The sequence below is a fragment of the Rhodococcus sp. IEGM 1354 genome (assembly GCF_030056855.1).
Taxonomy (GTDB): Bacteria; Actinomycetota; Actinomycetes; order Mycobacteriales; family Mycobacteriaceae; genus Rhodococcoides.
This window is the reverse complement of record NZ_JASHKT010000005.1, coordinates 406,963-424,302: the sequence shown is the minus strand read 5'-3', so window position 1 is coordinate 424,302 and position 17,340 is coordinate 406,963. Positions and strand designations below refer to the sequence as shown.

Sequence of the window (17,340 nt, the reverse complement as noted above, 5' to 3'; positions counted from 1 at the left end):
GGCATGGTCACCCACCGACAGACGTTCACTCCCCCCGAGTCGAAGGTTACTGGCGATCGGCCGCGCTCTCGCCGAACCGAGCGCGGCGTGCCACACTTGGCAACCGTGAATGCGATCGTGGTGACCGGTGCACATGGCCAGTTGGGCCGACGGGTGGTCTCGCTCGCCGCCGAGCGTGATTCCGGCGTCGAGGTGCACGGCTATTCGTCCGCCGACCTGGACATCACCGACCCCGGTGCCGTCGACGCCGTGGTGACCGCGGGTGCGACCGTCGTCAACTGCGCCGCGTACACAGCGGTCGACGCCGCCGAAACCGACGAGTCCAGGGCCATGGCAGTCAATGCCGAGGGTCCTCGAAATCTCGCGCGGGCGTGCGGGCGTGTCGGTGCCCGACTGATTCACATTTCCACCGACTATGTGTTCGACGGCACAGCGACCGAGCCGTACGACGTCGACGCGGCGACCGCGCCGACGTCCGTGTACGGACGCACCAAGCTGGCCGGGGAAACGGCGGTGCGCGAGGAACTTCCCGAGGCCGTCATCGTCCGAACCGCCTGGGTCTACGACAACACCGGTAAGAACTTCGTCACCACGATGCGAAGACTCGAAGGCGAGCGGGAAACCGTCTCGGTGGTCGACGATCAGATCGGATCGCCCACCTTCGCCCTCGATCTGGCTGCCGGTCTGCTCGAGATCGAAGCCGACGCGGCGGTGACCGGACGGACACTGCACTTCACCAACGCCGGGCAGGCCAGTTGGTACGAGCTCGCCCGGGCAGTGTTCTCGGGCATCGGCGCCGACCCCGAGCGGGTGCGCCCGTGTTCGAGCGCAGAGTACGTCGTCCCGGCACCTCGGCCTGCGTACTCGGTGCTGTCGCCGAGTGCGTGGTCCGCGGCCGGGCTCGGTGCACCCCGCCCCTGGTCCGAGGCTTTGACGGCGGCCCTTGCTCGGTCGTGATGCGGGATCGATGCCCGCCTCGGGCTAGTCTTGCCCGCGTGAGTTCCGACCTGGCCGTGGTGACGGTGACCTATTCCCCCGGCGCATACCTCGAGCAATTCCTGACGTCTCTTCGCGAGGCCACGACCCGGCCCGTGCGAGTGATCATGGCCGACAACGGGTCGGTCGACGGCACTCCGGAAGCTGCCGAGGCTGCGTTCGCGGAGGCAGAATTGCTGCGTACCGGCGCCAACATCGGCTACGGCGCCGCCGTCAATCGGGCGATCGCCGCGGTCGACCCCGAGGTCGAATTCGTCGTGGTTGCCAATCCGGATGTCAGGTGGCACCCCGGGTCCCTGGACGGACTGCTCGACGCCGCGGCGCGATGGCCGCGCGCAGGTTCGCTCGGCCCACTCATTCGTGAGCCGGACGGGTCGCGCTACCCGTCCGCGCGATCGGTGCCCGATCTGACGTCCGGAGCCGGCCACGCAATTCTGGGCAAGCTCTGGCCGACCAATCCGTGGACTCGTCGCTACCGCCAGGAGAACGAGACGGTGTCCGAGCGGCCGGTGGGATGGCTGTCGGGATCGTGCCTGTTGCTTCGCCGCGCGGCGTTCGACTCCATCGACGGATTCGATTCGCGCTACTTCATGTACATGGAGGACGTGGACCTCGGTGATCGGCTCGGCAGGGCGGGTTGGCAGAACGTCTACGTACCCGACGTCGAGGTCACGCACTCGAAAGGTCATGCGGCAGGACGGCATCCGGAAGTGATGCTGCCCGCGCACCACACCAGCGCCTACCGATTCCAGGCCGATAGGCACGACCGGGTGTGGCAGGCTCCACTACGATGGGCGCTGCGCGCAGGTCTCGGTCTTCGCTCGAAGGTCGTTGTGACTTCGGCGCTTCGGGCCCGAGCTCGTGAAGGACGACCGTCGGACGAGAGAACAGAGGCTGGACATGTCGGATAGTTCCCCATCGGTCGCCGCACGCACGGATGCAGTGATCTTGGTCGGCGGCAAGGGAACTCGGCTGCGTCCGTTGACTCTCTCGGCACCGAAGCCGATGCTCCCGACCGCAGGACTCCCTTTTCTCACCCACCTGCTGGCCAGGATCAAGGCTGCGGGCATCGAACACGTGGTTCTCGGAACGTCGTTCAAAGCCGAAGTGTTCGAGCAACATTTCGGCGACGGGTCCGCGTTGGGCATCGAACTCGAGTACGTGTTCGAGACCGAGCCCATGGGTACCGGCGGCGGAATCAGAAACGTGCTGCCGCGACTGCGGGCAGACAACGTCATGGTGTTCAACGGTGACGTGTTGGGTGGCACCGATCTGACGGCAGTGCTCGATACGCACCGCACGACCGATGCGGACGTTACGTTGCATCTCGTTCGGGTCGGCGATCCCCGCGCGTTCGGATGCGTACCGACCGACGAGAACGGCCGAGTCACCGCGTTTCTGGAGAAGACCCAGGATCCGCCCACCGATCAGATCAACGCCGGTTGCTACGTGTTCAAGCGCGAGATCATCGAGTCCATCGCACCCGACCGGCCGGTGTCGGTGGAGCGGGAGGTGTTCCCCGCCCTGCTCGCCGAGAACAAGAAGGTTTACGGGCACGTCGACAGTGCGTACTGGCGCGACATGGGTACCCCCGAGGATTTCGTCAAGGGTTCGGCCGACCTCGTTCGCGGAATTGCGCCCTCGCCCGCACTGCACGGAGATCGCGGCGAGTCCTTGGTTCACCCCGGAGCGGGTGTCGCACCGGGTGCACTGCTGATCGGTGGAACCGTCGTCGGACGTGGCGCCGAGATCGGCGCAGGCGCTCGTCTCGACGGCGCGGTGGTGTTCGACGGTGCGATCGTCGAAGCGGGGGCCGTGGTCGAACGATCCATCCTGGGCTTCGGAGCCCGCATCGGACCGCGGGCACTGGTGCGTGACGCCGTCATCGGTGACGGTGCCGATATCGGAGCTCGTTGCGAGTTGCTACGTGGGGCACGCGTGTGGCCCGGAGTGAAGCTGCCCGACGGGGGAGTGCGCTTCTCCACGGACGTCTGATCGTCGTCCCGAGGGGCTGAGCGGTGCCGAGCCGGCCCGATCAGCGACGCGCGGCGAGCGCGACGAGATTGTCGATGGTCTCGCGCTCGGCCGCGTCGGGTAGTTCGTCCACCGGCCACCAGCGCAGATCCGTCGATTCCTCGCTGCGCACCGCGCGAGCGCCGTCCGGGGCGCGCACCAGGAACCGAAGGTCGAGGTGTCGGGTCGGCTTACCCAGCGAGCACGTGATCGGGTGAGTGTGGGCCGAGAGCAATTCGGGATCGATCGACAGGTCGGCAATTCCGGATTCTTCGGTCGCTTCGCGCAGCGCCGCCGCGACGACCGTCTCGTCCTCGGGTTCGCAGTGACCGCCCAGCTGAATCCACCGGCCCACCCTGGGATGCAGGGTCAACAGAACGTGTCGACCCGACGCGTCGAGTACCAGCGACGACGCCGTGATGTGGCCGGCCTCGTTGGCACGTAGACACGCGTCGGGATTGCTGTGCAGAAAGGCGATCACGGTGTGCCGAAGGGATTCGTCCCTGGAATCGGTGGGTGCCCATCGGTCGAGCGTCCGGGCTGCGGACTGCCACAGTGAGGAAGCGGACATCGTCGGTCAGAGCTCCACCAGCGAAGACCCGGGCACGGCCGGATCTCGTACCGTCAGCGGCTCGCTGGGGTGTCCGATTGCGATGGCCCCCAATGCTTTCCAGTCCGCACGCAAGCCGAGCTCGGCGCGGACGGTATCGGCGGCGAAGATCGTCGAACCGATCCAACAGCTACCGAGATCGCGAACGGCCAGGGCGACGAGCAACCCCTGAACGGCGGCACCGACCGCCACGGTGAACATGGTGTCCTCGGCTGCGCGACGCCTCGCGTCGGGATAGGTGTGCGCCCCGTCCGGCACACAGAACGGAATCACGATTTCCGGCGCGTCGAACAGAATGTCACCGCGGCTCAGCCGTGCGGCGATGCGGTCCTCGGTCAGCCCGTCACCGGCCAGATCGGCTCGCCACTGCTCTCGCATGGTCTCGAGCAGTCGGCGGCGCACAGCGGGCGTTCTGATCCAGACGAATCTGACGGGGTGGGTGTGGTGCGGGGCGGGGGCGGTGAGGGCATCCGCGACGGCGCTCCGAATGGAGTCCGGGTCGACTGCGTCGGGGGAGAACGATCGAACCGACCGTCGGCGGAGCAGGGCTTCGCGTCGACCACGCTCCAGCGCCTCGGCGGTTCCCAGCCAGAACAGGTCGTCTTCGCCGCCGCGGAGCAGGGTGGCGGCGTTGGAGCCGTCGTCGACGGGTGACAGTCCGCGAACGACGGCTATCGGAACGCCACCCAGCTTGCCCTTCACGAGATCGCCTGCCGCAGCGAGTTCGTCGGCGATCGCGACTTCGGTGACGATCAGCTCGTTGCCCTGTCCGTCTTCTGCCCCGGCGTATCGGTGCACGACCGCCAGGCCGGCAGCCCCGATCGCGGCGTCGGTCTGACCGATCCGCCAGGCCCGGCCCATCGTGTCGGTGATCACGACAGCCACGGTGACTCCGGCCGACTCGTGCAGTGCCTGCCGAAGAGCTGCAGCGCTGGCGTCGGGATTCTCCGGGAGCAGCGCCAGTTCGCTGCCGTCGACGTTGGACCCGTCGATACCCGACGCGGCTTGCACGATGCCGAGGCGGTTCTCGGTGATGAGTGTCCGGCCTTTTCGGGCGACGACGCGAACGGCCTCCTGATCGACGAGGACCCGGCGGGCTGCGTCCCGCTCCTCGGGGTCCTGCGGTGCGGGCACCAGACGTCCCTCGACTTTGGAGACGATCTTGCTGGTGACCACGAGGACGTCTCCGTCGCGCAGCCAGGGCGCACGGGCGACGATCGCTGCGGCGAGATCGTCGCCCGGCCGAAACTCGGGAAGTCCGGTGACCGGCAGGATTTCGATCGATCCGCCCGGCGCGTGATCGCCGGGAGCGTCCGGCATCGACGCCACCTCGCGTGGGGCGGTCACAGTTCGAGTCCGGCGGCGCGCAGGGCGGTTCGTGCCATCACCGCTGTGGTCTCCGGGTCGGTCATCAGCAGCGGAATCGACTGCACGTCGACTCCGTCGACCACCGCTGAGTCGGTGCTGTGCACCAGCCAGGCGTCGAGAATGCCGGTGCCGCTTCGGCTTCCGTAGAGGCGTCCGACGGCTTCTGCCGTCGTCTCGACGCCGATGACCGACAGGCACTCGTCTGCCATGCCGCGCAACGGTTTACCGTCCACCACCGGGGACAGGCCGACGACCTTGGCTGCGGTGGTGCGCAGTGCGCCACGGATGCCGGGTACGGCAAGGATTGCGCCGACACTGACCACCGGGTTGGACGGGGCCAGGATCACCGCGTCGGCCTCGGCGATCGCTTCGGCGACTCCCGGTGCAGCAGTAGCCTGTTCGGCTCCGATATGAGCGAAACTGTGCGTGGGAATCTGCGCGCGGTAGCGAACCCACCACTCCTGGAAGTGGATTGCGCGTTGCTGCTCGCCGCTGGGGTCGTCCGGGTCGGTGACCACGACGTGTGTTTCCGAGCGGTCGTCGGTGACCGGCAGCAATCGGACCCCGGGCTGCCACCGGTTGCACAGCGCCTCGGTGACGGCCGACAGCGGAAATCCGGTGCGCAGCATGCGACTGCGGATCAAGTGCGTGGCGATGTCCCTGTCGCCGAGCCCGAACCAGTCGGGATCTGCTCCGTACGCGGCCAACTCGTCGCGGGCGTTCCATGTCTCCGCCACCCGGCCCCAGCCTCGCTCGGTGTCGATCCCGTTCCCGAGGGTGTACATGCACGTGTCGAGATCGGGACAGATGCGAAGGCCGTGCATCCAGACGTCGTCGCCGACGTTGACCACCGCCGTGATCTCGTTCTCGGGTTCGTCGCCGAGAAGGGAGTCGCCGAACAGGGATTTGAGCCCCTGGAGGAACCGTGCGCCACCGACGCCACCGACCAGAACAGTAACTTTCACAACATGCGAGCCTAGTGCGGTTGCCGCAACCCCGGGTGAGCGCCCACCCGGACCGTCCGCGGGGCCGGGATCCGAGCCCGAGAACCGCCGCGACACGCACGGGACGCGCTCCGATTCGGGGAGACAGCCGATTTCGGGCATGGGATGGTATTGGATTTGTGCGATCGGCTTGACCGCGACACACCTGTACGTGTCTAATCACAGGTATGTCATTCAGCGTTCGCGGCACGAGTTCGACTGCAGCGAACCTGGTTTCGAACACTCGTTCCCTTCCTGTTCGTCCCTGAGTGGACGTCGAGTAGAGGTCGAGAGTTGGACGGGTGGAGAGCAGGCTCGGACTACCAGCTCGATCGAATACCGGCGCGGGGCAAGGTATTCGAGATTACGAGGACCGAAAGTATCTGCGCTACCACAGGTGAGGAGGCGGAAGCGATGTATGACCAGCACGTGACACGTGATCAGCGGGGCGGACCCACTGCACACCTCAGCGCTGTCGACGACGCGCCGCAAACCGAGTCCGATTCCGGCGTGGATTCGAGCGTCACCGTCGACGCCGGTTCTGCGTACGTGACCCCGTCGAACGATGCAGCCGAAGGCGAGCTCTCGAGTGACGCCGTGCGAATCGATGAGGACATCGACAGCCCTGATGTCGGCGACGTCGATATCGACGACTCGGACAACGACGCCGACTCGATGCCGTTCGTGGCCGAATCGGTTCCACCCGCCAAGCCGTTTCTCAGTCTCGTGGCGGGTTTCGACGAGATGTTCGAGGAGATAGAGGATCAGTGGCAGGAGCGCGCACTGTGCGCTCAAACCGATCCCGAAGCCTTCTTCCCCGAAAAGGGCGGCTCCACCCGCGAAGCGAAACGAATCTGCCTCGGCTGCGAGGTCAAGGACGAGTGCCTCGAATACGCTCTCGCCAACGACGAGCGATTCGGAATCTGGGGCGGCCTGTCCGAGCGTGAGCGTCGTCGGCTCAAGCGCGGGATCGGCTGAGCCGAACGCGTTCGGAGTGATCCACCCACGCGCCGACGCTGCATCACGGCTCGGCGCTGGCGGGGTCCACCTCGTCGGGGTCGATCCCCAAATATGTTGCCACCTGCTCGACCAAGACCTCGAAAAGTAGGTCCTCCAGATCTTCCGGGTGCTTGGCGCGCCGCTCGAGCGGACGCCGGAACAGCACCACGCGGGCGCGTGTCGTCTCTCCGCGCTTGTCGATCCCAGCGGGGACCAGTCGCGACAGGGGTACCGGTCCTTCGGCGACCACCTCGGGCGGCCACGTCACCGATTCCGGGTCCAACGCCCTGATCTTGGGCACGTCGTCGACGGCGATGTCGAGTTTGGAGAGTTTGTCGTGCCATCGGTGGTCGATGCGCGCGAACGCGTCGAGAACCAACCGATCGAACTTCTCCGCACGCGATCGCCGGGCAGGTAGGTCCTCGGGCAGCACCGGTCCGCGGATGCCGCGGCCGTGCCGCGCAACGGACCGTGACGTGATCCGGCGCGTGGAAGAGAACTGAGGCATGGGGGCAGGTTATCGCGCCTGTCCGGTGTGTCGGTCGTTCGGTCGGTTGCACGTACCGGATACTCTGCACTCGTGAGATCACTGCGTGGCTGCTGCAGGCCTGGTTGCAACCGTTCTGCCGTTGCGACGCTCACATATGTCTACTCCGACTCCACTGCGGTCGTCGGTCCTCTGGCCACCGTGGACGAGCCGCACTCCTGGGACCTGTGCGAGGTCCATGCCTCGACGACCACTGCACCCAAGGGCTGGGAGCTCGTGCGGTACGAGGGTGGTTATTCGACATCGACCCCCGACGAGGACGATCTGACCGCGCTGGCCGAGGCCGTACGCGAAGCCGGTCGGGGAGACCGAACGCGCTCCGAAGAGCGAGACACCGGTGACCGGTCGCCCGCTCGCCACCATGACACCGACCGGCGGGCCACGCCCCCCGTCCGAACCGGCCGACGCGGACACCTCAGAGTCCTACCCGATCCCACGTCCTAGATCCCCTGAACAGAACGCCGCGGCGGGACGAGGCGCAGTGTCCGCCCGAACGAACGACGGGTCGACTGGCCTGTCCACCGGGCGTCTGGCAAGGTTTGCACCAGTACCGAAACGGACAAGCCGGTCTGGCGAGCTTCGGTGTTGATCGCCCCGTACCCAACGCTGGATGTCCGACGCCGGACGACCGACAATCAGGAGAATTTTCGTGGCCCGTACCGCAGAGTCCGTCAACGCCGTCATCAAGGCCTACGACGTCCGTGGCGTCGTAGGCGAGCAGATCGACGAGGCGTTCGTCCGGGACGTCGGTGCGTCGTTCGCCCGGTTGGTACGCGACGAGGAGGGTGCAGCGCGCACCGTGGTCATCGGACACGACATGCGCGACTCCTCGCCGGGCCTGTCCCGCGCTTTCGCGGACGGCGTCACCGCGCAGGGACTCGACGTCGTACACATCGGTCTCGCCTCGACCGATCAGCTCTACTTCGCGTCGGGCCTGCTGGAATGCCCCGGTGCGATGTTCACCGCAAGCCACAATCCGGCGAAGTACAACGGAATCAAGCTGTGTCGCGCCGGTGCCAAGCCGGTGGGGCAGGACACAGGGCTGGCCACGATCAAGTCGGAACTGATCGACGGGGTGCCGGACTTCGACGGCCCGGCCGGTACGGCAGCGTCGCGAGACGTGTTGACCGACTACGCCGGGTTCGTCCGCGATCTGGTCGACCTCTCGGGTCTCGGGTCCATGAAGATCGCCGTCGACGCGGGTAACGGCATGGGCGGGCACACGGTCCCCGCGGTGTTCGCTCCGCTCCCGGTGACGATCGAACCGTTGTTCTTCGAACTCGACGGCAGCTTCCCCAATCACGAGGCCAACCCGCTGGATCCGGCGAACCTGGTGGATCTGCAGCGCTTCGTCGTCGAGACCGGTGCCGACATCGGACTCGCGTTCGACGGGGATGCCGACCGGTGCTTCGTCGTCGACGAGAAGGGCGATCCGGTCTCACCGTCGGCTGTGACCTGCTTGGTGGCAGAGCGCGAGCTGGCCAAGGAGCCCGGTGCGTCGATCATTCACAATCTCATCACCTCGCGTGCGGTGCCGGAGTTGGTGACCGAGCTCGGCGGAAAGCCTGTCCGCACCCGAGTGGGGCACTCGTTCATCAAGCAGCAGATGGCCGATACCGGTGCGATCTTCGGCGGAGAACATTCCGCGCACTACTACTTCCGCGACTTCTGGGGTGCCGATTCCGGCATGCTCGCCGCGCTGCACGTTCTCGCTGCCCTCGGCGCACAGGATCGGCCGCTCTCGGAGATGATGGCCTCGTACGAGACGTACAGCGCGTCGGGTGAGATCAACTCGACGGTCGACGACGCAGCCGAGCGCACTCGGGCCGTACTCGACGCGTTCGCCGATCGGACCACTGGCATCGACCGTCTCGACGGCGTGACCGTCGACCTCGAGGGTGGTGCGTGGTTCAACCTGCGTGCGTCCAACACCGAGCCCTTGTTGAGACTCAATGTCGAGGCGCGCACCCGCACCGAGGTCGACGCGTTGTCGACCGAGATATTGAGCATCGTCCGCTCCGGACTGCAATAGTGGTTACCTAGAGTTCACAAGTGGGTATACAGGCAGTTCGAGTCGGTGACGTAAGGGAAGGTGCCGAGGTCATGAGGGCAGTGACGTCTCTGGTCGATCTCGACGACGCCGGCGCGATCGTGGCCGCCGATCGGGAGGGCGCGCTCCGCAGCGCCGCGCTCGCGGGTGCTCAAGTACGCGCCGTCGCCACTGCGGTCGAAGAGTCGGTACTCGCTCGCCTGGCCGACCTACGACCTCGCAGCGTGGTCATCGTGACGGGCGACGGCCGCAGCAGCCGTGCCGCGTCTCTGCTTGTCGCCGCTCTCGGAAGCCACTTGGGTGTTCCCCTGGTTCGTAGTACCGGAACCCCGCCGTGGATCGGGCCACTGGATGTCGTCGTGGTGGCCGGCGACGATGCGGGCGATCCGCGTCTGGCCGAATCGGTCGACGCGGCAGCGCGGCGTGGTGCGGAGGTCGTCGTCGTGGCACCGGAAGAGGGTCCCTTGCGCGCCGTGCGCGGTGCCAGGGTCATGTGGTTGCCGCCGCGAATAGCGGTTCGTGACCACAATGCGTTGATGCGCTATCTCGCGGCGTTCGTGGCCGTCCTCGGCGCGGTTGCCGGCGGTTCGTGGAAGGCGCTGCTGCCCAACCTTTCTCGGCTCGCCGATCTGCTCGACGCCGAGGCTGTGCGCAACAGCCCGTCCAACGAGGTGTTCCACAACCCGGCCAAAGCACTCGCCAGTGGGTTCAGCGGCAAGCGTGTGGTGCTCAGCGGTGCCGGGCCGGCTGCCGTCGAGGTGGCGCGACACGGTAGCGAGGTGTTGCTGCGGGTGGCCGGTCTGATCGTGGCTGCGGGTGAGCTCGGCGATGTCATCGCTGCATCCATCCGTGCGTCCATGGTCGAATCATCGGGCCCGGTAAGCACATTCGACTCGATCTTCCATGACGAGGAACTCGACGGACCGGCTCCCGAACAGCCGATGCGGGTATTCGTCCTGACGTCCGAATCCGATCGCGCGCTGACCGAACGACGCATTGCCGGTGTTCCGAATTCCGAACTGGTACTGACCGAGTCCGGTGAGGCGACGTCCGGCGGGGAGTTCGTGAGTTCGGGTTTCGAGGCCCGCGCGGCGTTGCCCGATCCGGTTACACTCTCGATGCTCGACACGATGTCCGTGTTGGCAACGCGGTTGGACACGACTGCCGCGTACCTGTCTTTGATGGGCGGTAGCTAGTGCAACTCCTGCGAGGCGCAGTCCGGTCCTACGCTTGGGGTTCGCGCACGGCACTGGCTCGTATCCAAGGTCGGCCGGTACCGTCCGATCATCCCGAAGCAGAGATCTGGCTGGGGGCACACCCGGCCGACTCTGCGCACGTGGTCCACGAGGGTGGCAGTACACCGTTGCTCACCCTCATCGACGGCGACCCGGACACCCAGTTGGGCGGCTCTGCACAGGACTTTTCGTCGCGGCTGCCGTACTTGCTGAAACTGCTTGCCGCAGAAGAACCTCTGTCGTTGCAGGCACATCCGAGCAGCGCGCAGGCGCGTGAGGGCTTCGCGCGAGAAAACGCCGCAGGTGTCCCGATCGATTCTCCGGTGCGCAATTACCGGGACCCCAACCACAAGCCCGAGCTGATCGTGGCACTCACCGAATTCGAAGCACTGGCAGGGTTTCGGCAACCGGCCGACACGGTCGAGTTTCTCGATGCGTTGGCCGTGCCGTCCCTCGCGGGGTATCGCACGTTGCTCGCCGCTCAGCCCGACGCGTCGGGCCTGCGGACAGTGTTCACCTCGTGGATCACGTTGCCCGGGCAGTCCCTGGACGATCTGTTGCCTGCGGTCGCCCAGGGCTGCATCGATTATCTTTCGGGGCCTGCACGCACCGACGGCGGTCGATTCGCCGCCGAGGCGCGGACGTTGCTCGAGCTGGGGGAGTCGTATCCCGGTGATGCCGGGGTACTGGCGGCCCTACTGCTCAACCGGGTGACCCTGACTCCTGGTCAAGGCCTGTACCTGGATGCGGGCAACCTCCATGCATACCTGCGCGGAACCGGTGTGGAGATCATGGCCAACTCCGACAACGTTCTGCGTGGAGGGTTGACGCCCAAGCATGTCGACGTGCCGGAGTTGTTGCGTGTGCTCGACTTCGAGCCCGCCGACATCTCTCCGATCACGCCGGGTGAGAACGATCGGCCCACCTACCGGTACCGGACACCGGCCCCGGAATTCGTCCTCAGCCGGACGGCGGTCACTTCGGGGGAGACCGTCGAGATCCCTGGAACCGGTCCGCGAATCCTGTTGTGCACCAGTGGTTCGGTGCTCGCGACGACCGGTGACACACACGCGGGGCTCACCGTGCCCCAGGGTAGTTCGGCGTGGATTCCCGCTGCCGACCGATCCGTCACCGTCACCGCGGACTCCGACGGTGCCGAGGTGTTCGTGGCGGCGGTCGGATCACTGCAGTCGTAAGACGCGGCAAGTCGCACGGTCGAAGTGTGCAACACGGGTGCCCGCAACCAATAAGGTGATGTCACAGTGAATTCTGTGACGGGTGTGTCCGATCGGATCGGCCGTCTGCAGAAGCGAAGTGGCGATACGGAGGTCCGATGACCAAGGCAGACCGGCCCAGGAAGGCTCCGCGTACGACGGGGTGGTTCCGGACCAAGTCGATCGAACAATCGATCAAGGACACCGATGAACCGGACACCAAGTTGCGCAAGGAGCTCGGTTCGTGGGATCTGACCGTGTTCGGTGTCGCGGTGGCGGTCGGAGCCGGCATATTCACGCTGACGGCGAGGACAGCCGGAAACGTTGCCGGACCGGCTGTCTCGCTGGCCTTCGTGTTGGCGGCCATCGCTTGCGGGCTCGCGGCCCTGTGTTACGCCGAGTTCGCCTCAACGGTTCCGGTCGCCGGTAGTGCCTACACGTTCTCCTATGCGGCGTTCGGTGAGTTCATCGCCTGGATCATCGGCTGGGATCTGATCCTCGAATTCGGACTTGCCGCGGCGGTGGTGGCGAAGGCTTGGTCGCTCTATCTGGGAGACCTGCTCGGCACGTCTGCCCCGGTACTACAGATCGGTTCGCTCGATTTCGACTGGGGCGCACTGCTCATCGTGGTGGTTCTGACGGTACTCATAGCCTCGGGCACCAAGCTGTCCTCGCGCGTTTCGCTGGTGATCACAGCGATCAAGGTAATCGTGGTGCTGTTCGTCGTCGTGCTCGGCGCGTTCTACATCAAGGTCGCCAACTACGACCCGTACATTCCGCCGTCCGAGCCCGCGTCCACGGGTGAAGGGCTTCATCAGTCCCTGTTCTCCTTCGTCACCGGTGCGGGCGGTAGCACCTTCGGCTGGTACGGACTGCTGGCGGCGGCGTCGCTGGTGTTCTTCGCGTTCATCGGCTTCGACGTGGTCGCGACCACGGCAGAGGAGACCAAGGAGCCGCAGAAGGCATTGCCGCGCGGCATTCTCGGATCTTTGGCCATCGTGACCGTGCTCTACGTTGCGGTCACCCTGGTGCTGACCGGAATGGTGAAGTACACGGATCTGGCCGGCGACAGTGCCACGCTGGCAACGGCTTTCGAGCTGAACGGGCTGACGTGGGCAAAGAACATCATTTCGTTCGGCGCGTTGGCAGGTCTGACGACGGTGGTCATGGTTCTCATGCTGGGGCAGACCCGCGTCCTGTTCGCCATGTCGCGAGACGGACTGGTGCCGCGCGGTCTGGCCCACACGGGAAAGAAGGGCACGCCGGTTCGGACGACGATCCTGGTCGGTGTGGTGGTCGGACTGCTCGCCGCGTTCGTCCCCCTCGGCACGCTCGAGGAGATGGTCAACATCGGGACGCTGTTCGCGTTCGTTCTCGTGTCGGCCGGTGTCCTCGTCCTGCGCAAGACGCGTCCCGATCTCGAGCGCGGGTTCCGCGTGCCCTGGGTACCGCTGGTTCCGATCCTGGCAGTGGCCGCGTGCCTGTGGCTGATGCTCAACCTGTCCGTCGAGACGTGGTTGCGGTTCCTGGTGTGGATGGCCGCGGGTGTCGTCATCTATGTGTTGTACGGCCGCCGCCATTCGGTGATGGGTCTGCGCGAGGCGAAGAAGGTCGAGTCGCGACCCGAGTGAGACGCCGCTGAGTCGTCCAGCGAGGCCGGCCCGGACCGTCGACTGCGCGGGCGGGGCCGGTTTTCTCGGTTCTGACGTATCCGGGGTATCCGTCACACCCCTCGGTTCGAACGCCCGGGATGTTATACCCTCGAAAACAAACTGATAGGACTGCAAACATTCGGTGAGAGGGTGTGGCAACTGTGAGCGTGGACGGCCGAATCACCTCATCGGACGATTCGGGTGTCGCTTTCGGGGGGCGGGATTCGGCCGGGGCTGCACCCGCGGTTCGGCGGTGGGACAACAAGCGTTATCTGTGGATGCTGGGTCTGCTGGCACCGGCATCGGCATTGTTGCCTTCCCAGCTGGTGTACTGGACCGGCATGCCGGTGTTCTGGTGGAGCGGCGTCCTGGTGTTCTTCGTGATCATTCCGATCATCGATCTGCTCGCGGGCGAGGACGGTCACAACCCGGACGCGTCTGCGGCCGAGAAGCTGCAGAACGACCGCTATTACCGCTGGTGTACCTACCTGTTCCTGCCCATCCAATTCATCGGTTTGATCGTCGCCTGCTGGATGTGGGCGTACGGCGGTCTGAGCGTGGTGGACGAGATCGGGCTCGCAGTGACGGTGGGCCTGGTCGCGGGAACCGGGATCAACGCCGCCCACGAGCTGGGCCACCGGGTCGAGCAGCACGAACGCTGGCTGGCGAAGGTGGCCTTGTCGCAGACCCTGTACGGACATTTCTTCGTCGAGCACAATCGCGGTCACCACGTGCGGGTGGCCACTCCGGAGGATCCGGCCAGTGCCCGGCTGGGAGAGAGCGTGTGGACGTTCGTGCCGCGCAGCGCTGTTCTCGGGCTGGCCTCGGCCTGGAAGCTCGAGGCTCGGCGGCTGCGCCGCAAAGGCCACTCCGTGTTTCACCCGTCGAACGCCCTGCTGCACACGTGGCTGCTCAGCGCCGTTCTCTTCGTCACGCTGATGGTCGTCTTCGGCTGGGCGATCGCGCCGTATCTGCTGATACAAGCCGTCGTGGGATTCGTGCTCCTGGAGATGGTGAATTACGTGGAGCACTACGCACTGCTGCGCGAGACGAACGAGCGCGGCAGATACGTGCGATGCGCACCGCGGCACAGCTGGAACAGCGACCGGCTGTGCACCAACATCTTTCTCTACCATCTGCAGCGACACAGCGATCATCACGCCAATCCGGGGAAGCGGTACCAAACTCTGCTCTCGTGCGACGAGGCCCCGCAGCTGCCCGCCGGGTACGCGACGATGGTCCTACTGGCAGCGGTACCGCCGCTGTGGCGTCGGGTGATGGACCCGCGGGTGCTCGACCACTACGACGGCGATCTCGTCCGAGCCAACATTCTGCCCCGAAAGCGCGATCGGATTCTGGCGCGAGCCCAGCAACACGGGTGACCGCGGGACTACTCGACGAGCCGTCCGAAGGGCATCGGACCGATTCGCCGGGCAGACGGTCGCCGCGCGCCGCGACCCGATAGCCTGGACGAAGACATTCAAGTCAACAGGAGAGGCAAGATGACGACCTCAGTTACGTCAGGATCGGCACTCACCGTGGAACACCGCGGTGGAATCGACTTCAAGGTCGCAGACCTGTCACTCGCAGAATTCGGCCGTAAGGAAATTCGGCTGGCAGAGCACGAGATGCCCGGCCTGATCGCGCTTCGTCGCGAGTACGCCGACGTGCAGCCGCTCAAGGGCGCGCGAGTATCCGGATCGCTGCACATGACCGTACAGACCGCCGTGTTGATCGAGACGCTGGTGGCACTCGGTGCCGAGGTGCGTTGGGCCTCGTGCAACATCTTCTCCACCCAGGACCACGCTGCCGCGGCCGTCGTCGTCGGCCCGTACGGCACCGTCGAAGAGCCCAAGGGCGTTCCGGTGTTCGCCTGGAAGGGCGAGAGCCTCGAGGAGTACTGGTGGGCCGCCGAGCAGATGCTCACCTGGCCCGATCAGCCTGCCAACATGATCCTCGACGACGGCGGTGACGCCACGATGCTGGTGCTGCGCGGCGCTCAGTTCGAGAAGGCGGGCGTCGTGCCGCCGACCGACGACGACCAGGATTCCGACGAGTACAAGGTGTTCCTCGGCCTGCTGCGTCGCTCCCTCGAGGCGTCGACGACCAAGTGGACCGAGATCGCCGCGTCCGTGCAGGGCGTCACCGAGGAGACCACGACCGGTGTGCTGCGCTTGTACCAGTTCGCTGCTGCCGGTGAGCTGTCGTTCCCGGCCATCAACGTCAACGACTCGGTCACCAAGAGCAAGTTCGACAACAAGTACGGCACTCGCCATTCGCTGATCGACGGCATCAACCGTGGCACCGACGTTCTGATCGGCGGCAAGGCCGTGCTGGTCTGCGGCTACGGCGACGTGGGCAAGGGCTGCGCCGAGGCACTCAAGGGCCAGGGCGCTCGCGTGACGGTCACCGAGGCAGATCCCATCAACGCCCTGCAGGCACTGATGGACGGCTTCGACGTGCGCACGGTCGACGAGTTCATCGAGCAGGCCGACATCGTGATCACCTCGACGGGCAACCTCAAGATCATCACGTTCGAGCACATGCGCAAGATGAAGCACCAGGCGATCCTGGGCAACATCGGCCACTTCGACAACGAGATCGACATGGCCGGCCTCGAGAAGGCTGCCGACGTCACGCGGATCAACATCAAGCCGCAGGTCGACGAGTTCCAGTTCAAGGACGGGCACTCGATCATCGTGCTGTCCGAGGGCCGCTTGCTGAACCTCGGCAACGCCACCGGTCACCCGTCGTTCGTCATGAGCAACAGCTTCTCCAACCAGGTCATCGCGCAGATCGAACTGTGGACCAAGCCGAGCGAATACGACAACGAGGTCTACCGGTTGCCCAAGCACCTCGACGAGAAGGTTGCTCGCATCCACGTCGAAGCGCTCGGTGGCTCGATCACCAAGCTCACCAAGGAGCAGGCCGAGTACATCGGCGTCGACGTCGAGGGCCCGTACAAGCCCGAGCACTACCGCTACTGACCGAGAGAGTTCGGTCGTTGGGAAAGCTCTTCGTCATCGAGGGAGTCGACGGAGCGGGCAAGAACACGCTCGCCCGTCGGCTCGTCTCGGCGTGGGAACGCGACGGCCTGGCCGTCGTCCGGGTCGGGTTTCCCCGGTACGGCAGGTCGGTTCATGCCGATCTGGCGGCCGAGGCGCTGCAGGGGGAACACGGAGACACCGCGGGCAGCGTGCACGCCATGGCGCTGTTGTTCGCACTCGACCGCAAGGATGCGGCCGACGAGATCCGAAACTTGTTGTCCGGCAACGACATTGTCCTGCTGGATCGGTATGTGGCGTCCAACGCCGCCTACACCGCGGCGCGGTTGGAGCAGTCCGTCGACGGAGCGGCCGTCGAGTGGATCCGGTCACTGGAATTCGATCGGTTCGGTGTGCCCGTTCCGGACGTTCAGGTGCTGCTGGACGTACCGGTGGCTCTGGCTGCGGAGCGCGCCGCTGCGCGTGAGAGTGCGGACGCCGCGCGCACCCGAGATGCCTACGAACGCGACGGCTCGCTGCAGACTCGAACCTCGGCCGTGTACGGCCGTCTCGCAGAAACGAACTGGGCGTCGCCTTGGCGAGTCGTACAAGCCGACGTCGACCCCGATCGACTCGCCGCCGACATGTTCAATCAGCCATCCGCCGAGCCGAAAGTGACACGATAGAGC

General features: G+C 65.8%; 16 protein-coding genes. 12 read left to right on the top strand and 4 right to left on the bottom strand.

All coding sequences use genetic code 11. The annotated features are described in order from the left end of the window. Window positions 1-105 precede the first annotated feature (105 nt). Genes rfbD through QM588_RS14110 form a run of 3 tightly spaced genes read left to right on the top strand, consistent with a single transcriptional unit; the run spans window position 106 to window position 2,991 of the window. The gene (gene rfbD / locus QM588_RS14120; RefSeq protein ID WP_283314089.1) at window positions 106-957 is read left to right on the top strand and encodes a dTDP-4-dehydrorhamnose reductase; all 852 of its coding nucleotides are present in this window, start codon (window positions 106-108) and stop codon (window positions 955-957) included. A gap of 38 nt (window positions 958-995) precedes the next feature. After that, window positions 996-1,907, top strand: a complete 912-nt coding sequence (locus tag QM588_RS14115) for a glycosyltransferase family 2 protein (RefSeq protein WP_283314087.1) — start codon at window positions 996-998, stop codon at window positions 1,905-1,907. Beyond that, the gene (locus QM588_RS14110; protein ID WP_283314086.1) at window positions 1,897-2,991 is read left to right on the top strand and encodes an NDP-sugar synthase; all 1,095 of its coding nucleotides are present in this window, start codon (window positions 1,897-1,899) and stop codon (window positions 2,989-2,991) included. The genes QM588_RS14115 and QM588_RS14110 overlap by 11 nt, the downstream gene beginning before the upstream one ends. A gap of 40 nt (window positions 2,992-3,031) precedes the next feature. Here the strand turns inward: QM588_RS14110 and QM588_RS14105 are convergent, their stop codons facing one another. From QM588_RS14105 to cofD, 3 genes are read right to left on the bottom strand one after another with little or no spacing between them, the layout of a single operon-like run. Beyond that, window positions 3,032-3,580: an NUDIX hydrolase gene (locus QM588_RS14105; RefSeq protein ID WP_283314084.1), complete on the bottom strand. Its 549-nt coding sequence runs from the start codon at window positions 3,578-3,580 to the stop codon at window positions 3,032-3,034. Between the two features lie 6 nt (window positions 3,581-3,586). Then, a complete protein-coding gene (locus QM588_RS14100; protein ID WP_283314177.1) occupies window positions 3,587-4,939 on the bottom strand; it encodes a coenzyme F420-0:L-glutamate ligase in 1,353 nt (450 codons plus the stop codon). 23 nt (window positions 4,940-4,962) lie between these two features. Then, the gene (gene cofD, locus QM588_RS14095) at window positions 4,963-5,952 is read right to left on the bottom strand and encodes a 2-phospho-L-lactate transferase (protein WP_032366289.1); all 990 of its coding nucleotides are present in this window, start codon (window positions 5,950-5,952) and stop codon (window positions 4,963-4,965) included. 762 nt (window positions 5,953-6,714) lie between these two features. On the opposite strand from cofD, the gene QM588_RS14090 reads away from it, so the two are divergent. Further along, the gene (locus QM588_RS14090) at window positions 6,715-6,948 is read left to right on the top strand and encodes a WhiB family transcriptional regulator (protein ID WP_027496498.1); all 234 of its coding nucleotides are present in this window, start codon (window positions 6,715-6,717) and stop codon (window positions 6,946-6,948) included. A gap of 43 nt (window positions 6,949-6,991) precedes the next feature. On the opposite strand, the gene QM588_RS14085 is transcribed toward QM588_RS14090, so the two are convergent. Further along, the gene (locus QM588_RS14085; protein ID WP_283314082.1) at window positions 6,992-7,477 is read right to left on the bottom strand and encodes a metallopeptidase family protein; all 486 of its coding nucleotides are present in this window, start codon (window positions 7,475-7,477) and stop codon (window positions 6,992-6,994) included. 72 nt (window positions 7,478-7,549) lie between these two features. Here QM588_RS14085 and QM588_RS14080 point away from each other — a divergent pair, with 72 nt between their 5' ends. From QM588_RS14080 to QM588_RS14045, 8 genes are all read left to right on the top strand, one after another. Then, window positions 7,550-7,960: a DUF3499 domain-containing protein gene (locus QM588_RS14080; protein WP_283314081.1), complete on the top strand. Its 411-nt coding sequence runs from the start codon at window positions 7,550-7,552 to the stop codon at window positions 7,958-7,960. A 205-nt stretch (window positions 7,961-8,165) separates the two neighbouring features. Beyond that, the gene (locus tag QM588_RS14075) at window positions 8,166-9,548 is read left to right on the top strand and encodes a phosphomannomutase/phosphoglucomutase (RefSeq protein WP_283314078.1); all 1,383 of its coding nucleotides are present in this window, start codon (window positions 8,166-8,168) and stop codon (window positions 9,546-9,548) included. A gap of 71 nt (window positions 9,549-9,619) precedes the next feature. Beyond that, window positions 9,620-10,762 (top strand): tobH protein, encoded by a 1,143-nt coding sequence (locus tag QM588_RS14070; RefSeq protein WP_283314077.1) that lies wholly within the window; start codon window positions 9,620-9,622, stop codon window positions 10,760-10,762. Continuing rightward, the gene (gene manA, locus QM588_RS14065) at window positions 10,762-11,997 is read left to right on the top strand and encodes a mannose-6-phosphate isomerase, class I (RefSeq protein ID WP_283314076.1); all 1,236 of its coding nucleotides are present in this window, start codon (window positions 10,762-10,764) and stop codon (window positions 11,995-11,997) included. The genes QM588_RS14070 and manA overlap by 1 nt, the downstream gene beginning before the upstream one ends. A gap of 137 nt (window positions 11,998-12,134) precedes the next feature. Continuing rightward, the gene (locus tag QM588_RS14060; protein WP_283314075.1) at window positions 12,135-13,646 is read left to right on the top strand and encodes an amino acid permease; all 1,512 of its coding nucleotides are present in this window, start codon (window positions 12,135-12,137) and stop codon (window positions 13,644-13,646) included. A gap of 299 nt (window positions 13,647-13,945) precedes the next feature. After that, window positions 13,946-15,049, top strand: a complete 1,104-nt coding sequence (locus tag QM588_RS14055; protein WP_283314175.1) for an alkane 1-monooxygenase — start codon at window positions 13,946-13,948, stop codon at window positions 15,047-15,049. A gap of 120 nt (window positions 15,050-15,169) precedes the next feature. Next, entirely contained in the window at window positions 15,170-16,654 is a 1,485-nt protein-coding gene (ahcY, locus tag QM588_RS14050; protein WP_135043654.1) for an adenosylhomocysteinase, read from the top strand. A 17-nt stretch (window positions 16,655-16,671) separates the two neighbouring features. Continuing rightward, window positions 16,672-17,337 (top strand): dTMP kinase, encoded by a 666-nt coding sequence (locus QM588_RS14045; RefSeq protein ID WP_283314073.1) that lies wholly within the window; start codon window positions 16,672-16,674, stop codon window positions 17,335-17,337. Window positions 17,338-17,340 lie beyond the last annotated feature (3 nt).